The sequence below is a fragment of the Lysinibacillus sp. NPDC097868 genome (genome assembly GCF_044761135.1).
GTDB lineage: Bacteria > Bacillota > Bacilli > Bacillales_A > Planococcaceae > Lysinibacillus.
This window is the reverse complement of the sequence record NZ_JBIWBS010000001.1, coordinates 2,513,576-2,530,739: the sequence shown is the minus strand read 5'-3', so window position 1 is coordinate 2,530,739 and position 17,164 is coordinate 2,513,576. Positions and strand designations below refer to the sequence as shown.

Here is a 17,164-nt window from a genome sequence, read left to right as displayed (position 1 = left end):
TGTTGATAGACCAGGAGTTGGTGTGGTGTAAATAAAGATTTACTTGAGGTGATGGTGTTATTCTCTCGACGTATGAGTTAGAAAATGAAATCTAGTGTGCATTCTTGAGCAACCGGTTTTGAATCAAAAAAACCAACTCCTTTATGTAAGGCGGACCTTAAAGTAATATTGGTCAATTCCTACATGTTTTTTTATTTATATAAAGGACTTTTCTTGAAGCAAAATCAACTATACATTTGATTAAAATTGTTAGGGGATTTTCGGTTAATTTAGTGGAGAATTCGTTTTTTAAAAAGAGGTATTTGGAGGAAATGAATATTTTTATAATGGAAATATCCTTTGTAAAAGATGGTCTCTTAGTAAATTTTTTTAATAATTTCTCTCTATTTTTAATTGAAAATACTTAAAGATTCTGATAAATTATAAAAAAATAAAAGGAGGGAGTTGAAATAGATAAGTATCGTATCGATAGAAAGGGAAGGCAATTACATATTTCAAAGATGTTATATTTGGAAGCTATTGGGCGAAACTTTAGAAGTTTACTAATTAAAACGAGTAAATTAAAAAGGTGTGAAAACGTTGAAAAGCAAATCTAAAAAAACAATACTATTTTCGATGCTTCCTGTGACTTTTGCTGTATCGTACTATCTTATTGGACAACCAAAACCGGAACCCGAGGTTATAAGTGAATTGACTGAGATATTGCCGAATGGTGAAATGAAGGTATCCATTATGGAAAAAGTCGATGAAGAAACAATGAAGTGGCTTGACGAAAAAAAAGCAAATATACAATCACTCATAGCAGAACAAACAGGTTTAAAAGATGGAGACGTTATAGTTTCGGCAACCTCTGAATCAAATATAGGCGATCCAAAGAATCAAGAAATAGGATGTTCAGTTGTACTACGTACGGAGTCAACATTTGATGACCAAATTATTCAAAACGTAGTAGATGGGATCATCAATGTTTTCAAAGATTCGGAGGAAGCAAATATTAGTAAAGAAAACATTGTAATTGCAAATAATACTGATGTCCTCCATTAAAAATACAACTGCTATGTAATAAAAAGTAAATAACCTTTTGGAAGTAAAGAGGGGTAATTTGAAAGCACCTTACTATCTCAATTGATATGCTCTCAAAATTTTATTTGTTTTATATGTTTACACCTGGGAGCATATCATGCTTCATTGGGTGCTTTTTTTATGCCAAAAGTTCTTTAGTTTTCCCTAGGAATTTAATTGATACTTTCAATACTAAAGGGACATTTTTGACAAATAATCAACCTTAATTATCAATTTTATTTCGGGAATGATAGAGTCTATAAACCACATAAACTATGGAATTTAATAACAACAAGATAATCATCTGTATTGTTATTGTAATGACAACAAATAAAACATCTGCAAATAATACAATTTCGCCAGGTGGCAATTCTTGAGCAGGAGTTGATAGAACTGCAATAAACGTAATAATAATCGAACTAAAGAAAGCAGCGTAAGCAAAAAGTGCGTGTTGATAAAACGGTAGTTTAAATTTGCTAAACCAAAAAATCATATTAATCAGCACTAAGGTAAAAGGGAAAAGTAAAAATTGATAAATCATCATATTTATTGAGTCTTCTAGATGTGTCCAATAAAGAATTTGGGCTGAAGATATAATGATAATATTTGTAAAGGGGACAATGAACGAACTATTGCTTTTATGCATTACTCCACCCCCATTCCACTTTTTTTATTTATTTTAAATACATAGATCTTTGTTTGTAAATTGAAAAGAAACATAGCAAATCCTACATTACATATCGTTTGCTATTCCAGAAGAAAAAAAACATATATTACTAGGAGTCTATCTTGCAATCTATGATTTAGGTTTATCGCTTGGGGGCTTTGTGACGGGGATTGTCGTCCAGCTGACATCGTATGGCATAATGTTTATAGTGTGCTTCATTGTGGCACTTATAGCTATGGATTAGTCATATTAAAGCGTAATATTCACTAATTAAAAATGATCCCTTTGCTCAAATAGTTTCCTTATTTGAACAAGAGGGATTTTATATATTATTTTTCGATTTCCACGATAATCTCGTCCATATCAAATTCTTTTAAGTCAGCTTTACTATTCTCTAATCTATATTTCCCTTTAATGGAGCCATCCGTATTGTAATCGACTCCGTCATAATTTGAAAGTGTCACCTTTGGCGTGATGATAAGTTTGGATGCCTCAGGATTTAGCACCTGGAAGGTTTTATTCCAAGTCATATTGACATCATCCATACCGGTCCCACCATGATAGGTGCTAACATATCGATGTCCTAAATTATCTTTTACTTCAATATCTACATCTGCCATATCCCATTCATTTAATATATCCTTAGAAACAGCTTGTTCGTAATTAATTAGGAAAGATGTTGGTGTAATCGTGACATTTTCAATAGTTACTGAAATGCCTTCCTTTTCTTTGTGCTGTTGAATGTTTTGCACTGTAATATTAGCTTTGTCTAAATGAAAACTAAATTGCCAGTCCCCAGTAATTCGCTCCTTATCAGTTGTCAGATCAGAAAGGATATAATCGAGTTTCCAATCTACATCGATGGAAGAATACTTCTCCTCAGTAAAAGTTGTGGCTTTCCCAACATATTTATTTTCATCTATTCGCGAAACCTCGTTTATTCCATCACCTTTATTTTCTATTAGCGGGATACCCTTAATATGAAGTGTGTCGCCCATGTATTTATTGGTTTCAATTGAATAGGTGACAATTAGCTTTTCACCATCATATACGGCATCATTCACTGTTACCTTAATGCCATTGCTTTCTGCGACGGCGTTTATTGGATCTGCGTTTTCCTTATAGTCTACAGATAAGCCATCGTTATTAAAATATTTATAGATATTTCCTATAATCGGAATCTCTTCTGCATTAGCTGTAAACGATAAACCAAAGAGGGTGGAGGCAATTAAACCTAATGTAAGAGACGCAGCAGTTACTGCCTTTTTCCACTTCTTTTGTTTGCCTGCGTGAATACTTTTTAAAAGTTCTTTTTTTACTCTCGCCTTGTCAAACGCACTTACTTCTATTTCTTCAATTTCTTCTATATCAATCTCCAAATCGTTTAAATGCTTAAAAATATTCTTCATACCATACTACCTCCTGTAAAAAAATCAGATGCATGTACTTTTAGTTTCTTTTTACAGCGATAAATGCGATTGTCGATAGAAGCTTTCGTTTTCCCAAGCCTGCGAGCGATATCTTCAGAATGTTCGCCGAGAAAGAATTTCCGAATAAAGATTTGTTGATCAATCGGATCAAGTCGGTTAATCAATTGCATGAGTTCCGACCTATTTTCATTGCGCAGCAAATCCTTTTCTACAGAGTTAGCAGTAAAAGGCTCTAAGTAATTACTGGAAACCTCCATATTTTTTGCAGCTTTTCGATAATAATCAATGGCCTTAAACTTCGCTATCGAACAAATCCAACTTTTGAATTTAGCAGAGTCACCATTGAAATCATTTGCATGATGCCAAACAGATAAGAAAATATCATTCACACATTCATCTATCATGCCTTCGTTTTGAAATGGAGATAGTACTTTATAGGTAATGCTCTTTATTAGGGATAAATAGTTGTCCACAATATATTCGAGTGCGTCTTCTTTTCCGAATTGCAGACGCTGAATAAAATTTGTTTCATTAGATTTCATCTACAATGGCTCCTTCAAATTTTTGTAAAGGCCTTTACACTTACTATAACGAAAGGAAACGACTAATTTCTCATTTTTTAGAGGATTTCACTAAAATTATTAGGAGGAGAGAAACTTCTAGAAGAAAAAAGAGAAGTTGGAGAATCATTTGTTATGAAAAGTGTTAAGCAAAAAAGGAGACCAATAAAATCGCATTTATATAACTAGACTGCAGCGCAAATAAAATAAAAATTTTTTGAAGGGAAAAATATTTTTTGCAATAATAATTTTACCTCCTTTTATTTTCTGAAAAATCTAATAAAACCAATTACACCAATTTAAAATGGATTTCACGACTCCAATTTAAATATCGAATTCAATAAATTGAAATAAAGAAAAACTTGTTTTAAATAGATTTCTAGTGAATTAACGAGAAAAAACATATTGATTTATATTTTTCTATTTTGTAGAATTCAAATTAAGTAAGCGCTTAACTAAAAAGTTTTTCACATAAAAAATGAGGTGATGAACATGCAATGGGGAATTATTAGCGCAGCAAATATTGCTTATGATGAGGTAGTTCCGGCAATCCGCCGTTCTGCTAGTTCCACACCATATGCAATTGCTACAAGATCTACAGGAAAGGCTGACCGCTTTCAAATTGAAACGATTTACGGGTCATATGACGAGCTGTTAGCAGACGAAAATGTAAAATCTGTTTATATTCCTTTGCCAAACTCGCTCCATCATGACATGGTTGTGCAATCCTTACAAGCTAACAAACATGTCTTAGTTGAAAAACCTGCAACGATTTCATTTGCACAAATGAGGAATATCGCCTCAGTCATTGGAGAAACAAAGAAGGTATTTTTAGAAGGGTTTATGTATCAGCATCATGCACAGCATGTAAAAATGAAGGAGCTGTTACCTTCAATTGGTGACATCTTACATATCAAATCTCATTTTTCATGGTTGTTAGAGGATGACAACGATATTCGATTAAACCCAGCATTAGGTGGCGGTGCTATGTATGACGTTGGTTGCTACTGTTTGCATGCAATTACCCAACTTATCGGCTTTAAACCAGTTGCTATTAGCATGGTGAGTAATACACTTTCATCCACAACTGTCGACAGAACAAGTACTTGTACAATGATTGATGCGGCTGGTATTATTTCAACATTTACATGCTCAATGGAGATGCCATACCTTGATTACTATGAAATTATTGGTACAAAGGGTTCACTAAAAGTTTCACATAGTTTCCGCCCGGACCTTGCACCAAATGAGCATGGAATAATTGAACTTCGTAATCATGCAGGCGAAATATTGGAGGAGCATCTGATAAAAGATGATCAATACTTGAGACAAATAGAATATTTTGAGCACCAAGTCGAGGCTCAACAATCTTCAAAGCGCGATGTACAACAATCACTTGAAATGGCGTATTACCTAGAAAAAGCTTATGCATCAGCTCGACAAAGTGGAGAACTTATCCAAATGGAGGAATTGCACTATGCTTAAAACAGCAGTAATTGGATTAGGTCGTTTAGGGCGTTGGCACGCTATTAATATGCTGAATATTCGAGAAATTGAAATTGTTTCAGTATGTGATCATACACTTGAAGTTGCTCAATCGGTTGCAAGTGAATTGAATATACCGCATTTTACGGATAATGTGGATGTTATTATGGCAAATGATGCGATTCAAGCTGTAGTTATCGTGACATCAACTAGTACACATTATGACATTATTTTAAAAGCAATCTCTGCTAAAAAAGCAATTTTTGTTGAAAAGCCACTAACAATTGATATGGATGAATCTATATCTATCCAACAACAAGTAAAGCAAACCAACGCCTTTTGTCAAGTTGGTTTTATGCGACGCTTTGATTCTGACTATGTGGAAGCAAAAAAAATTATAGATGCAGGTGGTATAGGGATACCGCTTTACTTTAAAGGTATTAGCCGCGATCCAATAGCACCTGAGGGTAGTTTTATCTCCCGTAGTGGAGGTCTATTTATTGATATGTGCATCCATGATTATGATCTTGCCCGCTTTTTAATGGGCGATGAAGTGAAAGCGGTTTCTGCATTTGGTAGCAATATTAAATACCCTGAGCTAGCGCAATATGGTGATGTGGATCAAGGCTTAACATATCTACAATTTGCAAATGGAGCTGCTGGAGATATCGAGGGTAGTCGATGTGCATATTACGGCTATGATATTCGCACAGAAGTAATAGGCTCAGAAGGAACACTACTTATTGGTAGTAGTCGAAAAAACAATGTCAATATTTTAACGAAGCAAGGTAATACGCATGAGATTATTCCTGCGTTTCCGCAGCGTTTCGAAGCTGCCTACGTTAACGAGTTAAGCGCTTTCGCTCATGCTGTAATTAATAGAAAGCCTTCACCGGTAACTGTTGATGATAGCTTGAAAGCATTAAAAATTGCATATGCAGCAACTGCCTCATTTAATGCACAAGGAAAAACACATACCGTAGAACTATAAGAAGGGAGGGACATTATGGCGTACGAAGTGTTATTTGAAATGAAAAATATTTATAAAAGCTTCCAAAATAACCACGTACTCAAAGGTGTTGACTTTAATGTTCGACCTGGTGAGGTGCATGTACTGTTGGGGGAGAACGGGGCGGGAAAATCGACACTTATTAAAATTTTAACCGGTGCTTACTCAATGGATCAAGGTGAAATCATTTGGGAAGGGAAACCTGTGCAAATTAACGGACCGATTGAGTCAATGGAACTTGGCATTGCGACGATTTATCAAGAACTAAATGTCATTCCAGAGTTAACGGTATTTGAAAATATTTTCTTAGGTCGTGAACTAAAAAAGGGAGGAAAGTACAGTTTACTTGATCGTCCTGCAATGATTAAGCGTGCAGAGGAATTACTGATAAGACTTGGGCAAAATCCTAAATTAGCAACTACACCATTGAACAGGCTTGGTATGGGCCAACAACAACTTGTAGAAATCGCAAAAGCATTAATTTTAGATGCCAAAGTACTAATTATGGATGAGCCTACATCCAGTTTAAGTGGAGGTGAAGTAGAGCAGTTATATAAAATTGTCGATCAATTACGCGATGAAGGGATTGCTATTATTTTCATCTCGCATCGTCTAGAGGAAATTCGACGCTTAGGTAATAGAATTACCATTTTACGCGATGGTCATGGTATTGAAACGGTAGATGTTGCGACAACTGATACAGATTACTGGATTGAGCTAATGGTAGGACGCTCACTTGATGAGAAATTCCCTAAAAAGCATTTTACGCGGGGCGAAGTTGGCTTCCGCATTGAAAACTTTAAAGTAACGGCACAATCCCCAGCCATCAATATGGACATCCACTACGGAGAAATTTTGGGGATTTCCGGATTAGTTGGCGCAGGAAGAACCGAGCTTGCACGTGCGATTTTCGGTGCTGACAAACGAGAAGCAGGAAAAATATATATTGATGGCGTTGAGCAACACATTCAAAATCCTCGTCAAGCCATCGATGCAGGGATTGCTTTTATTACGGAAGATAGAAAATCTGAAGGATTACTGCTTGATTTACCACTCGATTTCAATGTGTGCTTAGCTAATATGAAGAGCTTTAAAGGTTCGGGAAATTTATTAAGCCCAGCAGCGATGCGAAAACAGGCAGAGTCTTATGTCCAAGAACTAAAAATTCGTCCTAGTAATATTGAGCTCCATGCACGTAATTTCAGTGGGGGTAACCAACAAAAGGTTGTTATTGCTAAATGGCTTTGTACAAGAGCTAAAATTTTTATTTTTGATGAGCCAACTCGTGGTATCGACATTGGGGCAAAAGTTGAAGTATATCGCTTAATTAATCATTTAGTCGATGAAGGTGCACTTGTCATGATGATTTCATCGGATTTACCAGAAATTTTAGGCATGTGTGATCGGGTATTGGTTATGAATCAGGGAAGTATTACTGCTAATCTACCAATTGCAGAGGCAACGCAAGAAACAATTATGAAGGCTGCAACGATAGGGGCATAGCATTAAAGGGAGGAGAAACAATGAGTGAATTAACCGAATCAGTTGAATCAGTGAAACCACAAGGCAAAGAACAATTTTGGAAAAAGTTAATAAGTAAGTTCGGTTCACTGTTAGCACTAATTATTTTGATGATTGTGCTAACGATCCTGTCAGATAGATTTTTAACCGTCAATAACCTTATGAATATCGCTAGACAATCTTCTATTAATGCCCTGCTAGCAATCGGAATGTTATTACCAATCTTAACAGCTGGTATTGACTTATCCGTTGGTTCGATTTTAGCTCTCTCTATTATGATTATGGGGGTTGTGTCAATCAACTTGCAGATGGGGCCAGTTATAGGAATTGTCGCTTGTTTAGCAATAGGTGCTGTTTTTGGTTTATTAAATGGTTTGCTATTAACAAAATTACGTTTACCACACCCATTCATCTCAACATTAGGAACTATGAACATTGCCCGTGGGATTGCACTAATTATTACAGGTGCGGCGCCAATCGCTGGCTTCCCTTATTTAATTCAGTTTTTAGGTAGTGAGTTTATGGGTCCTATTCCAATCAGCTTCTTATTAGTAATTGTGGTGTATATTATTTTCCATATTTTCCTGACTCGTTCGCAAACAGGACGCTACATCTATGCAATTGGTGGGAACAAAGAGGCAGCTCGATTATCTGGAATTAATGTGGATCGCGTGCTTATCATTGTCTATACATTAAGTGGTTTAATGGCTGGCTTAGCAGGTCTAGTGATGGTTGGCCGTGTCAACTCTGCATTCCCGTTAGCTGGTATATCATATGAATTAGACGCGATTGCCGCAGTTATTATAGGTGGTGCCAGTTTCTTTGGTGGTGTCGGAACAGTGTGGGGTACTTTAATAGGGGCACTTATCATTGCGGTTCTCCGTAATGGTTTGAACTTACTTAATGTATCAGCGGATTTCCAAATGACGGTTATCGGTCTCGTGATTATTGCCGCTGTTTATGTAGATGTCTTACGTCAGCGTAAATCAAAGTCAAATTAATACAAAAGGGGATAAAAACCATGAAAAAAGCATCTAAATTATTTTTATCACTAGGTTTAATTAGTTCACTTTTACTAGCGGCATGTAGCGATAGTTCATCATCATCTTCAAATGCAGATTCCAATTCAAATTCAGATGCTGATACAAACGTATCGGTAGTATTAAAAACTTTATCAAGCCCTTACTGGAAATATGTAGAGGCAGGTGCAAAAAAAGCTGGTGAAGATTTAGGCGTTAATGTAACCATTGTTGGGCCTTCCGCTGAATCAGAAGTTATTCAGCAAGTTAATATGTTAGAAGATCAGCTAAGCCAATCACCAGATGCAATTGTTGTATCACCAAGCCAACCAGACACAGTCATTCCGACGCTTGAAAAAGCAGCGAAGGATGTTCCAGTACTCCTTATTGATTCAGACGCAGATTTCAAAGGTAAATTAACATTTATCGGCACAGAAAACTACGCAGCTGGACAAGAAGGCGGGAAAAAGTTAGCAAGCTTATTACAATCTGGAGATAAAGTTGTACTTATCTCAGGGGCGCTAGGAAATCCCGCAACTGATCAACGTATTAAAGGAGCAAAAGATGCTTTAGAAAAAGCGGGTATGGTTATCGTAGCTGAACAACCTGCTGATAGCGATAAAACAAAAGCGCTGTCAGTTATGGAAAATATCCTTGAAAAAGACAGTGAGATAAAAGGCGTATTCGCAGCAAATGATGATATGGCACTCGGCGTATTACGTGCAGTTCAAGCGAAAAGCTTAGACGTAAAAATCTTCGGTACTGATGGCACAGAAGAAGCTGTACAATCAATTCTTGATGGCGGTTTAACAGGTACTGTTGCACAGAGCCCGTACAATATGGGTTACCAAGGTGTAGAATACGCAGTAAAAGCAGCAAAGGGTGAATCAGTTGACAGCCGTATTGACAGTGGTATTGATATTATTCAAAAGGATAATGCACAAAAGCAATTAGAGTTCTTACAAACGATTGGCAAATAAGAAACTGTAAGTATGATTTCGTGTACATTTCACTTTTGAAAACACATCAACTAAAGGAGTTTTGAATGATGAGAGCAACTATTTACGATGTAGCAAAAGAAGCCGCTGTATCCATTGCTACTGTTTCTAAGGTAGTAAATGACACAGGTCAAATTAGTGAAAAAACACGCAATCATGTGAAACAAGTAATGAAAAAATTAGATTACGAGCCAAGTACGATTGCCACGGCTCTTTCAGGAAAGAAAACGAAAACTCTTGGAGTACTTGTACCGAATATTGCCAATCCATTTTTCGGGGAGATTACGCGTGTTCTAGAAAATATCGCGCGCGAACTCGATTATGCGATTATTATTTGCAGTACGTATAATCAGCCAGAGCGAGAAAAGGAATACATTACTTTACTGCTCAGAAAGCATGTTGACGGTATTATTATTGCAACTGAGCAATTGGATGAAGATACACTCCGAAAAATAAATAAACGTAACACACCGATTCTAAAGTTTTCAGTTCACGCAAATCCAAATGAAGCAACGGGTGTCACAACAAATAATTTTGAGGGTGGTTATATTGCTGCCCGCTACTTATTTGATAAAGGGCATCACCAAGTAGGACTAATTGGCGACTTAACAAGAGATAGTGAGAAAAAACGTATGCAAGGATTTTGTGACTTTTTTGAAATGCAACAGCATACTATCCAACCATCATGCATCATTTCAAGCGATTCAGAGCTAACGGAAGCAACGGTAGCGGTCGAGCAGCTGCTAAACAACATGCCTCGACCAACAGCTCTTTTTGCAACAACTGACTTTTTTGCAATTGTAGCCATTAATTGCGCTACACAAAAAGGTATTAAGGTACCCGAGGAGCTGTCGGTTGTTGGTTTTGATAATACAATTTATGCGCAACTTTGCCAACCACCATTAACGACGATTGAACAACCAATCGAAGAAATGGGTAAACTTGCTATTCATCAATTATTAAAAATCATTAATGGTGAAAAAAGTAAACCTTATGAGCAGATCGTATTAACACCAAAACTAATTGAGCGTCAAACGGTGAAGACAATAATCTAGCACAAGCTAGATTAACAACTTACAAATTTACATGTGTAAGGCTATTTATGATTTTAGGTAAGCGATTACCTAAAAAGAGGGGGTTCAAATCATGATTACTGTAGGGGTGATTGGAGCTGGTCGTATTGGACAGCTTCATATCGACAATTTAGCACTAGTACCATCCATTAAAGTCAAATCGGTAGCAGATGTATATATAGACAATATCTACGATTGGGCTCAACAAAGAAATATTGTGAATATTACAAAGGAACCAATGGATATTATTCATGATCCAGAAATTGATGCAATACTTATTTGTAGCCCAACAACAACGCATATGGAGCTAATTAAAGCGGCAGCCCGTGCGAAAAAACATATTTTTTGTGAAAAGCCAATTACTTTTTCGTCAGAATCAACTCAACAAGCTCTAGCTGTTGTCAAGGAGGAGGGGGTTAAGCTACAAGTTGGCTTTAATCGTCGCTTTGATACGAACTTCCGCACAATCCGAAATCAAATCGCAAACGGTGTTATTGGTGCTGCACATACACTACGTATTACCTCGCGTGACCCACAGCCCCCACCTATTGAATACGTGAAAACATCTGGAGGATTATTTATGGACATGATGATTCATGATTTCGATATGGCACGCTATGTTATGCAATCAGAAGTTGTTGAAGTACATGCAAAAGGGGCTGTACTAATCGATGAAAAAATTGGAGAAGTTGGCGATGTTGATACTGCAATTGTGTTATTAACATTCGCAAACGGTAGTATTGGCACAATTGAAAATAGCAGGAAAGCAGTTTATGGCTATGATCAACGATTAGAAGTATTTGGTGAAAAGGGCGCACTAGTAATTGAAAATAATCGCCCATCAAATGTTACTTTTCTTGGCGAGGAGGGTGTTCTAACAGATAAGCCATACCATTTCTTCTTAGAGCGGTACACACAGGCGTATATTGATGAAATAAAAGAATTCGCTACAGCTATTACAAACAATACCGAAATTTTATGCACTGGAAATGATGGTCTACAAGCGGAGCGCATTGCAGAGGCCGCGAAGAAATCGATGCAAACAGGGCAACCAGTAGTTATTTCTAAGTGAAGTAGGAGGCGAAAATCGTGACTAGCATAACATTTCCGCAGGGAAAACAATTTGATTTCGTCGCAATTGGTCGTTTATGTATCGACCTAAACGCCAATGAAATTAATCGTCCGATGGAAGAGACGATGACATTTACAAAGTATGTGGGAGGATCACCTGCGAATATTGCAATTGGCTTAGCTAATTTAGGCTTGAAAATAGGCTTTATTGGTAAAGTTGCAAATGATCAAATGGGAACCTTTATTCGAAACTATTTAGTCCAAAAAAATATCGATATATCGAATATCGTTGTCGATCAAACAAATGCAGTAACTGGGCTTGCTTTTACCGAAATTAAAAGCCCTAGTGATTGTAGCATTTTAATGTACCGAGACAATGTCGCAGATTTACTCCTTCATCCATCAGAGGTTAACGAGGAGATGATTGCTAATTCAAGCGCATTACTCATTTCGGGTACTGCTCTTGCTTCAAGCCCATCCCGTGAAGCGGTATTTTTAGCACTAGATTATGCTGTTAAGCATGGTATACGCGTTATTTTCGATTTAGATTACCGCCCATATACATGGAGGGACAAAGCTGAAACAGCCGTGTACTATAATTTAGCTGCTGAAAAATGTGACATCATTATTGGCACACGTGAAGAGTTCGATATGATGGAAAAAGTTCTTCATGTACAGCATGATGATGAGCAGACGGCCTCAAAATGGTTCGCCTATAAAGCTGAGCTCGTTGTTATTAAACACGGTGGAGACGGTTCAATTGCCTATTCAAAGGATGGTAGTCGTACTAAGAGCGGGATTTTTAGAACAAATGTCTTAAAGACATTCGGGGCAGGTGACTCATACGCATCCGCATTCATCTACAAGCTTATGCAGGGAGAAACAGTAGAAATGGCGATGAAATATGGCAGCGCATCTGCATCCATTGTAATTTCAAAGCATAGTTGCTCAGATGCGATGCCTACGGTGGATGAGCTGGAAGAAAAAGTGAGTACGGGGACGTATGAAAAAATATAAATTAATGTCATAAAAGCGGACGATGTATATGTAGTTCAAGCGAGTTTATAAGATAAAGCAAAGTATTGGTCGGATATATAGAAGTAGTTGCTCGTGCGCGGACAAGAAAAAAGAAGATAGCTCGTTACATGCAATAAGCAATAATCATGTAAATAGTCGCTTGGAAAAGGGCAAACCTTTCGAAGCAATTCTATATATCTTGATTAGAGGAGGGGCGACAAATGGAAACAATACGTTTAACAACAGCACAGGCACTTGTGAGATTTTTAAATGTTCAATATGTATATTTTAATGGACAAGAGCATCGATTTGTCGAAGGTATTTTTACTATTTTCGGTCATGGAAATGTTTTAGGGCTTGGGCAGGCACTAGAGGAAAATCCCGGTCATTTAAAAGTATATCAAGGTCGTAATGAGCAGGGGATGGCTCATATCGCGATGGCATTTGCCAAGCAGCGGAACCGCAAACAAATTTTAGCTTGTACATCATCAGTTGGTCCTGGATCTGCCAATATGGTTACCGCTGCTGCAACTGCAACCGCAAATCAAATTCCATTGTTATTGTTACCTGGGGATGTCTTTATAACAAGACAACCCGATCCCGTATTGCAGCAAATTGAGCAAACCCATAACTTATCGATTTCTACAAATGATGCGTTCCAAGCTGTATCAAAATATTGGGATCGCATAACACGACCGGAGCAGCTTATTTCCGCAATGATTAATGCAATGCGGGTTCTAACTAACGTTGAAGATACAGGAGCCGTAGTTATTGCCTTACCTCAGGATGTACAAGGGGAAGCTTGGGATTTCCCACTTTCTTTCTTTAATAAGCGTGTACATATAATTGAGCGTCGTACACCGAATCTCTCATCAATTGAAGCAATTGCTACAACAATTCGTCAAAAGGAAAAGCCACTTCTTATTATCGGTGGAGGTGTACGCTATTCAGAAGCTGGCGAAGAAGTATTAGCTTTTGCTAAAAAATATGGAATCCCCTTCGCAGAAACACAAGCTGGCAAAAGCACCATTCCTTCATCTGAAAAATTAAATGTAGGTGGTATCGGGGTTACAGGAAATTTATGTGCTAATGAATTAGCGAAACAAGCGGATGTTATTATCGGTCTTGGTACACGCTTTACAGATTTCACGACAGCATCCAAAAGCTTATTTGCCAATAAAGAGGTAATCACAATTAATGCCTCACCGTTTCATGCGCAAAAACTTGATGCACAGTATGTCATTGCTGATGTGAAGGAAGGCATTAAAGCTTTAGATAATGCCTTAATAGGTTACAGTGCAAATTTTTCCGAGCTGGAGGAATTAAAAACCAATTGGCAGATAGAGCGTAATCGACTTGCGAAAATTGTTTATAACGAAAATTTCACACCAGAAGTTTCTGGTCATTTGGATAATGAGCTAAAAGATTATGTTGATGCACTTCAAACGAAATTAACACAAACAACAGCATTATTGCGTATTAATGAATTAATTGAACACGACGCTATTATTACTGGAGCGGCAGGGAGCTTGCCTGGAGATTTACAAAGACTTTGGGAAAGCGAAACAGCAAATACGTATCATATGGAATATGGCTATTCGTGCATGGGTTATGAAATTTCAGCCGCTCTTGGAGCTAAAATTGCTAGCCCTAAGCAAGAGGTGTATGCAATGGTTGGTGATGGAAGTTTCTTAATGCTTCATTCTGAACTAGTAACAAGTCTACAAGAAAATAAAAAAATAAATATATTGCTATTTGATAATGCAGGATTTGGATGTATTAACAATCTTCAAATGTCTAACGGTATGGGAAGTTTTAAAACAGAATTTCGTTACCGTGACGAGCAAACGAGTGAAACAAATGGGCCAGTAATGGCAATTGATTATGCCAAAGTCGGCGAAGGATATGGCTTAAAAACGTATCGCATTACATCTATTCTAGAGCTTGACGCAGCATTGAAAGATGCAAAGTCTTCACCTATTAGTACACTCCTTGATATTAAAGTATTACCAAAAACGATGACAGATGGATACGGTGCGTGGTGGCATGTAGGTGTTGCTGAAACATCAAATAATCCAAATGTACAACTAGCCTTTAAGAATAAAGAACAAAACTTACAAACAGCTCGCAAGTATTAAGGGGGTGACTTTGATGTTAGACAAAGACAATGTTAAATTGGGTATTGCACCAATTGGCTGGACAAATGATGATTTACCTGAGCTAGGGAAAGAAATCACATTTGAACAGTGTATTAGCGAAATGGCATTAGCAGGCTTTACTGGCTGTGAAATCGGTAATAAATTCCCTAAAGATCCTGCTATTTTGCATTCCTATTTAGATATTCGCGGTCTACAAGTTGCTTCTGCATGGTTCAGTTCTTTTTTAACGACAGCACCTTACAAAGAAACAGAGCAAGCATTTTTGGAGCATCGTGATTTTCTTCATGCAATGGGTGCAAAAGTTATTGTTGTATCTGAACAAGGGAAAAGTATTCAAGGTCATTCTGATATAGGCGTTATACACAATAAGCCTATTTTTAATCAAGAGGAATGGGGATTACTTACTAATGGCTTAGAAAAGCTAGGCGCTCTAGCGCAAGAAAAGGATATGCGCATTGTATACCATCATCATATGGGAACGGGTATTCAAACCGTATCAGAAATTGACCGTTTAATGGCTGAAACAGACGAAAGTCTAGTGTCTTTATTATTTGACTGTGGGCACTTATATTTCGCAGGAGAAGATTATTTAGCTGTTCTCATAAAACATGCGGACCGTATTCATCATGTTCATTTAAAAGATGTACGTGATGAAGTTCTCAACCGAGTGAAAAATGAACAATTAAGCTTTCTAGATGCAGTGAAAGCGGGCATCTACACAGTACCAGGCGATGGTCAAATTGATTTCGAACCAATTTTCAAACAATTAGCAGTAATGAATTATAAAGGTTGGTGTATTGTAGAAGCAGAACAAGACCCAGCAAAAGCAAATCCTTTTAAATATGCAAAAATTGCCCGTTCGTATATTGCAAAATTAACAGGAATTTAGGTTAGCAAATAAACTTGTAGTTAGCTATTTTGGGTGCTCAAGCTAATATATAACGACAAATAAAATTGTTTAAGACTGGTGGAAAGGTCGTGCCATAATGTATAAAACAATAGGAATGTTTGAACCTGGATATAATGCGATGACACATCGTCAAGACGATACAAATATGCTAATGGATATCGGGGTTTATTTATTACGTAAAGGTGAAACGATCACACTTCAAGATTTAGAGTGTGAGACAGTAGTACTACCGCTGGAGGGATTTGTAAAGTTATCGTGGGAAGATAAATCAATAGAAGTTAGACGAGAGGATGTTTTTGAGCAATCACCTCATTGTCTACACGTATGCAGAGGTATTGAAATCGTTATTGAAGCTTTTGAAGAAAGTGAAGTGCTTATCCAAAAAACAGATAATAACATTACCTTTGCAAGCCGTTTATATTTACCAACAGAATGTGCTAGCGAAGAGGCTGGGGCTAATACTTTAGATAAAACAGCCTATCGTACAATCAGAACAATTTTCGATTATTCATCAGCCCCTTATTCTAATTTAGTTATTGGTGAAGTTATTTCTCACCCGGGTCGTTGGTCAAGTTATCCACCGCATCATCATAAACAGCCGGAAGTGTACTACTATCGATTCAATAAAAAGCAAGGCTTTGGTTGTGCGATGGTCGGTGATGAAGCATATCGCGTCAAGCATAATAGCTTTCTTACAATTCATGGAGACCTAGACCATCCTCAAGCGACAGCACCAGGCTATGCTATGTATTTTTGCTGGATGATTCGTCATTTGGAAAATGACCCATGGACAGAACGCTTATTTCAAGACGAGCATAAATGGCTACTCGAGGAAGATTGCAAAGTTTGGCCAAATATATAAATTTGAGAACGTGAAAGCAGCCAGTTGACGAAGATTTACCGACAACTGGCTGTTTATCTTTTTCTAATGAATTAAGTCGCTTCCATATCAGGGTAGTATAAATCTTGACGCAAACATACATCTCTATGTGTAAGTGTTTCGCCTTCAAAAACGTAGCCAAATTTCGTCATCTGCCATGATCCCATGTGTTTTACGCACAATGCTCTAGCGATTATATGCTTGTAAACCTAAACTTTCAAGAAGCTCCTGCACTGGATCATGTCCTTATTATGACTTTTTTCTATGACACATAAGAGATACGGGAAATCTTCATACTTTTAG

General features: G+C 37.2%; 15 protein-coding genes. 12 read left to right on the top strand and 3 right to left on the bottom strand.

The annotated features are described in order from the left end of the window. Positions 1-579 precede the first annotated feature (579 nt). Positions 580-1,044, top strand: coding sequence for a hypothetical protein (locus tag ACIQXJ_RS12580; protein ID WP_403054020.1), 465 nt, complete (start codon positions 580-582; stop codon positions 1,042-1,044). Positions 1,045-1,285: 241 nt separating this feature from the next. Here ACIQXJ_RS12580 and ACIQXJ_RS12575 read toward each other — a convergent pair whose 3' ends face one another. The 3 genes from ACIQXJ_RS12575 to ACIQXJ_RS12565 form a co-directional block, all read right to left on the bottom strand. Continuing rightward, entirely contained in the window at positions 1,286-1,708 is a 423-nt protein-coding gene (locus ACIQXJ_RS12575; RefSeq protein ID WP_403054017.1) for a hypothetical protein, read from the bottom strand. A gap of 350 nt (positions 1,709-2,058) precedes the next feature. Next, on the bottom strand, positions 2,059-3,138 hold the full coding sequence (locus ACIQXJ_RS12570; RefSeq protein WP_403054014.1) for a DUF4179 domain-containing protein: 1,080 nt from the start codon (positions 3,136-3,138) through the stop codon (positions 2,059-2,061). After that, positions 3,135-3,701, bottom strand: coding sequence for a sigma-70 family RNA polymerase sigma factor (locus ACIQXJ_RS12565; RefSeq protein ID WP_403054011.1), 567 nt, complete (start codon positions 3,699-3,701; stop codon positions 3,135-3,137). Before ACIQXJ_RS12565 ends, ACIQXJ_RS12570 begins: the two co-directional genes overlap by 4 nt. A 510-nt stretch (positions 3,702-4,211) precedes the next feature. Here ACIQXJ_RS12565 and ACIQXJ_RS12560 point away from each other — a divergent pair. From ACIQXJ_RS12560 to ACIQXJ_RS12510, 11 genes are all read left to right on the top strand, one after another. Continuing rightward, complete coding sequence (locus ACIQXJ_RS12560) at positions 4,212-5,204, top strand: Gfo/Idh/MocA family protein (protein ID WP_403054008.1); 993 nt, start codon at positions 4,212-4,214, stop codon at positions 5,202-5,204. Then, positions 5,197-6,195, top strand: coding sequence for a Gfo/Idh/MocA family oxidoreductase (locus tag ACIQXJ_RS12555; RefSeq protein ID WP_403054005.1), 999 nt, complete (start codon positions 5,197-5,199; stop codon positions 6,193-6,195). The genes ACIQXJ_RS12560 and ACIQXJ_RS12555 overlap by 8 nt, the downstream gene beginning before the upstream one ends. A 15-nt stretch (positions 6,196-6,210) precedes the next feature. Beyond that, complete coding sequence (locus ACIQXJ_RS12550) at positions 6,211-7,716, top strand: sugar ABC transporter ATP-binding protein (protein ID WP_403054002.1); 1,506 nt, start codon at positions 6,211-6,213, stop codon at positions 7,714-7,716. A gap of 20 nt (positions 7,717-7,736) precedes the next feature. Continuing rightward, the gene (locus ACIQXJ_RS12545; RefSeq protein ID WP_403053999.1) at positions 7,737-8,735 is read left to right on the top strand and encodes an ABC transporter permease; all 999 of its coding nucleotides are present in this window, start codon (positions 7,737-7,739) and stop codon (positions 8,733-8,735) included. 20 nt (positions 8,736-8,755) lie between these two features. Further along, positions 8,756-9,733: a sugar ABC transporter substrate-binding protein gene (locus ACIQXJ_RS12540; protein WP_403053996.1), complete on the top strand. Its 978-nt coding sequence runs from the start codon at positions 8,756-8,758 to the stop codon at positions 9,731-9,733. A gap of 65 nt (positions 9,734-9,798) precedes the next feature. After that, positions 9,799-10,806, top strand: a complete 1,008-nt coding sequence (locus tag ACIQXJ_RS12535) for a LacI family DNA-binding transcriptional regulator (protein WP_403053993.1) — start codon at positions 9,799-9,801, stop codon at positions 10,804-10,806. Between the two features lie 91 nt (positions 10,807-10,897). Further along, positions 10,898-11,896: an inositol 2-dehydrogenase gene (gene iolG, locus ACIQXJ_RS12530; RefSeq protein WP_403053990.1), complete on the top strand. Its 999-nt coding sequence runs from the start codon at positions 10,898-10,900 to the stop codon at positions 11,894-11,896. A 17-nt stretch (positions 11,897-11,913) separates the two neighbouring features. Then, a complete protein-coding gene (gene iolC, locus ACIQXJ_RS12525) occupies positions 11,914-12,912 on the top strand; it encodes a 5-dehydro-2-deoxygluconokinase (RefSeq protein ID WP_403053987.1) in 999 nt (332 codons plus the stop codon). A gap of 221 nt (positions 12,913-13,133) precedes the next feature. Then, entirely contained in the window at positions 13,134-15,050 is a 1,917-nt protein-coding gene (gene iolD / locus ACIQXJ_RS12520) for a 3D-(3,5/4)-trihydroxycyclohexane-1,2-dione acylhydrolase (decyclizing) (RefSeq protein ID WP_403053984.1), read from the top strand. Between the two features lie 13 nt (positions 15,051-15,063). Continuing rightward, positions 15,064-15,960: a myo-inosose-2 dehydratase gene (gene iolE / locus ACIQXJ_RS12515; RefSeq protein WP_403053981.1), complete on the top strand. Its 897-nt coding sequence runs from the start codon at positions 15,064-15,066 to the stop codon at positions 15,958-15,960. Positions 15,961-16,057: 97 nt separating this feature from the next. Then, positions 16,058-16,843, top strand: a complete 786-nt coding sequence (locus ACIQXJ_RS12510) for a 5-deoxy-glucuronate isomerase (protein ID WP_403053978.1) — start codon at positions 16,058-16,060, stop codon at positions 16,841-16,843. The last annotated feature ends 321 nt before the right edge of the window (positions 16,844-17,164 follow it).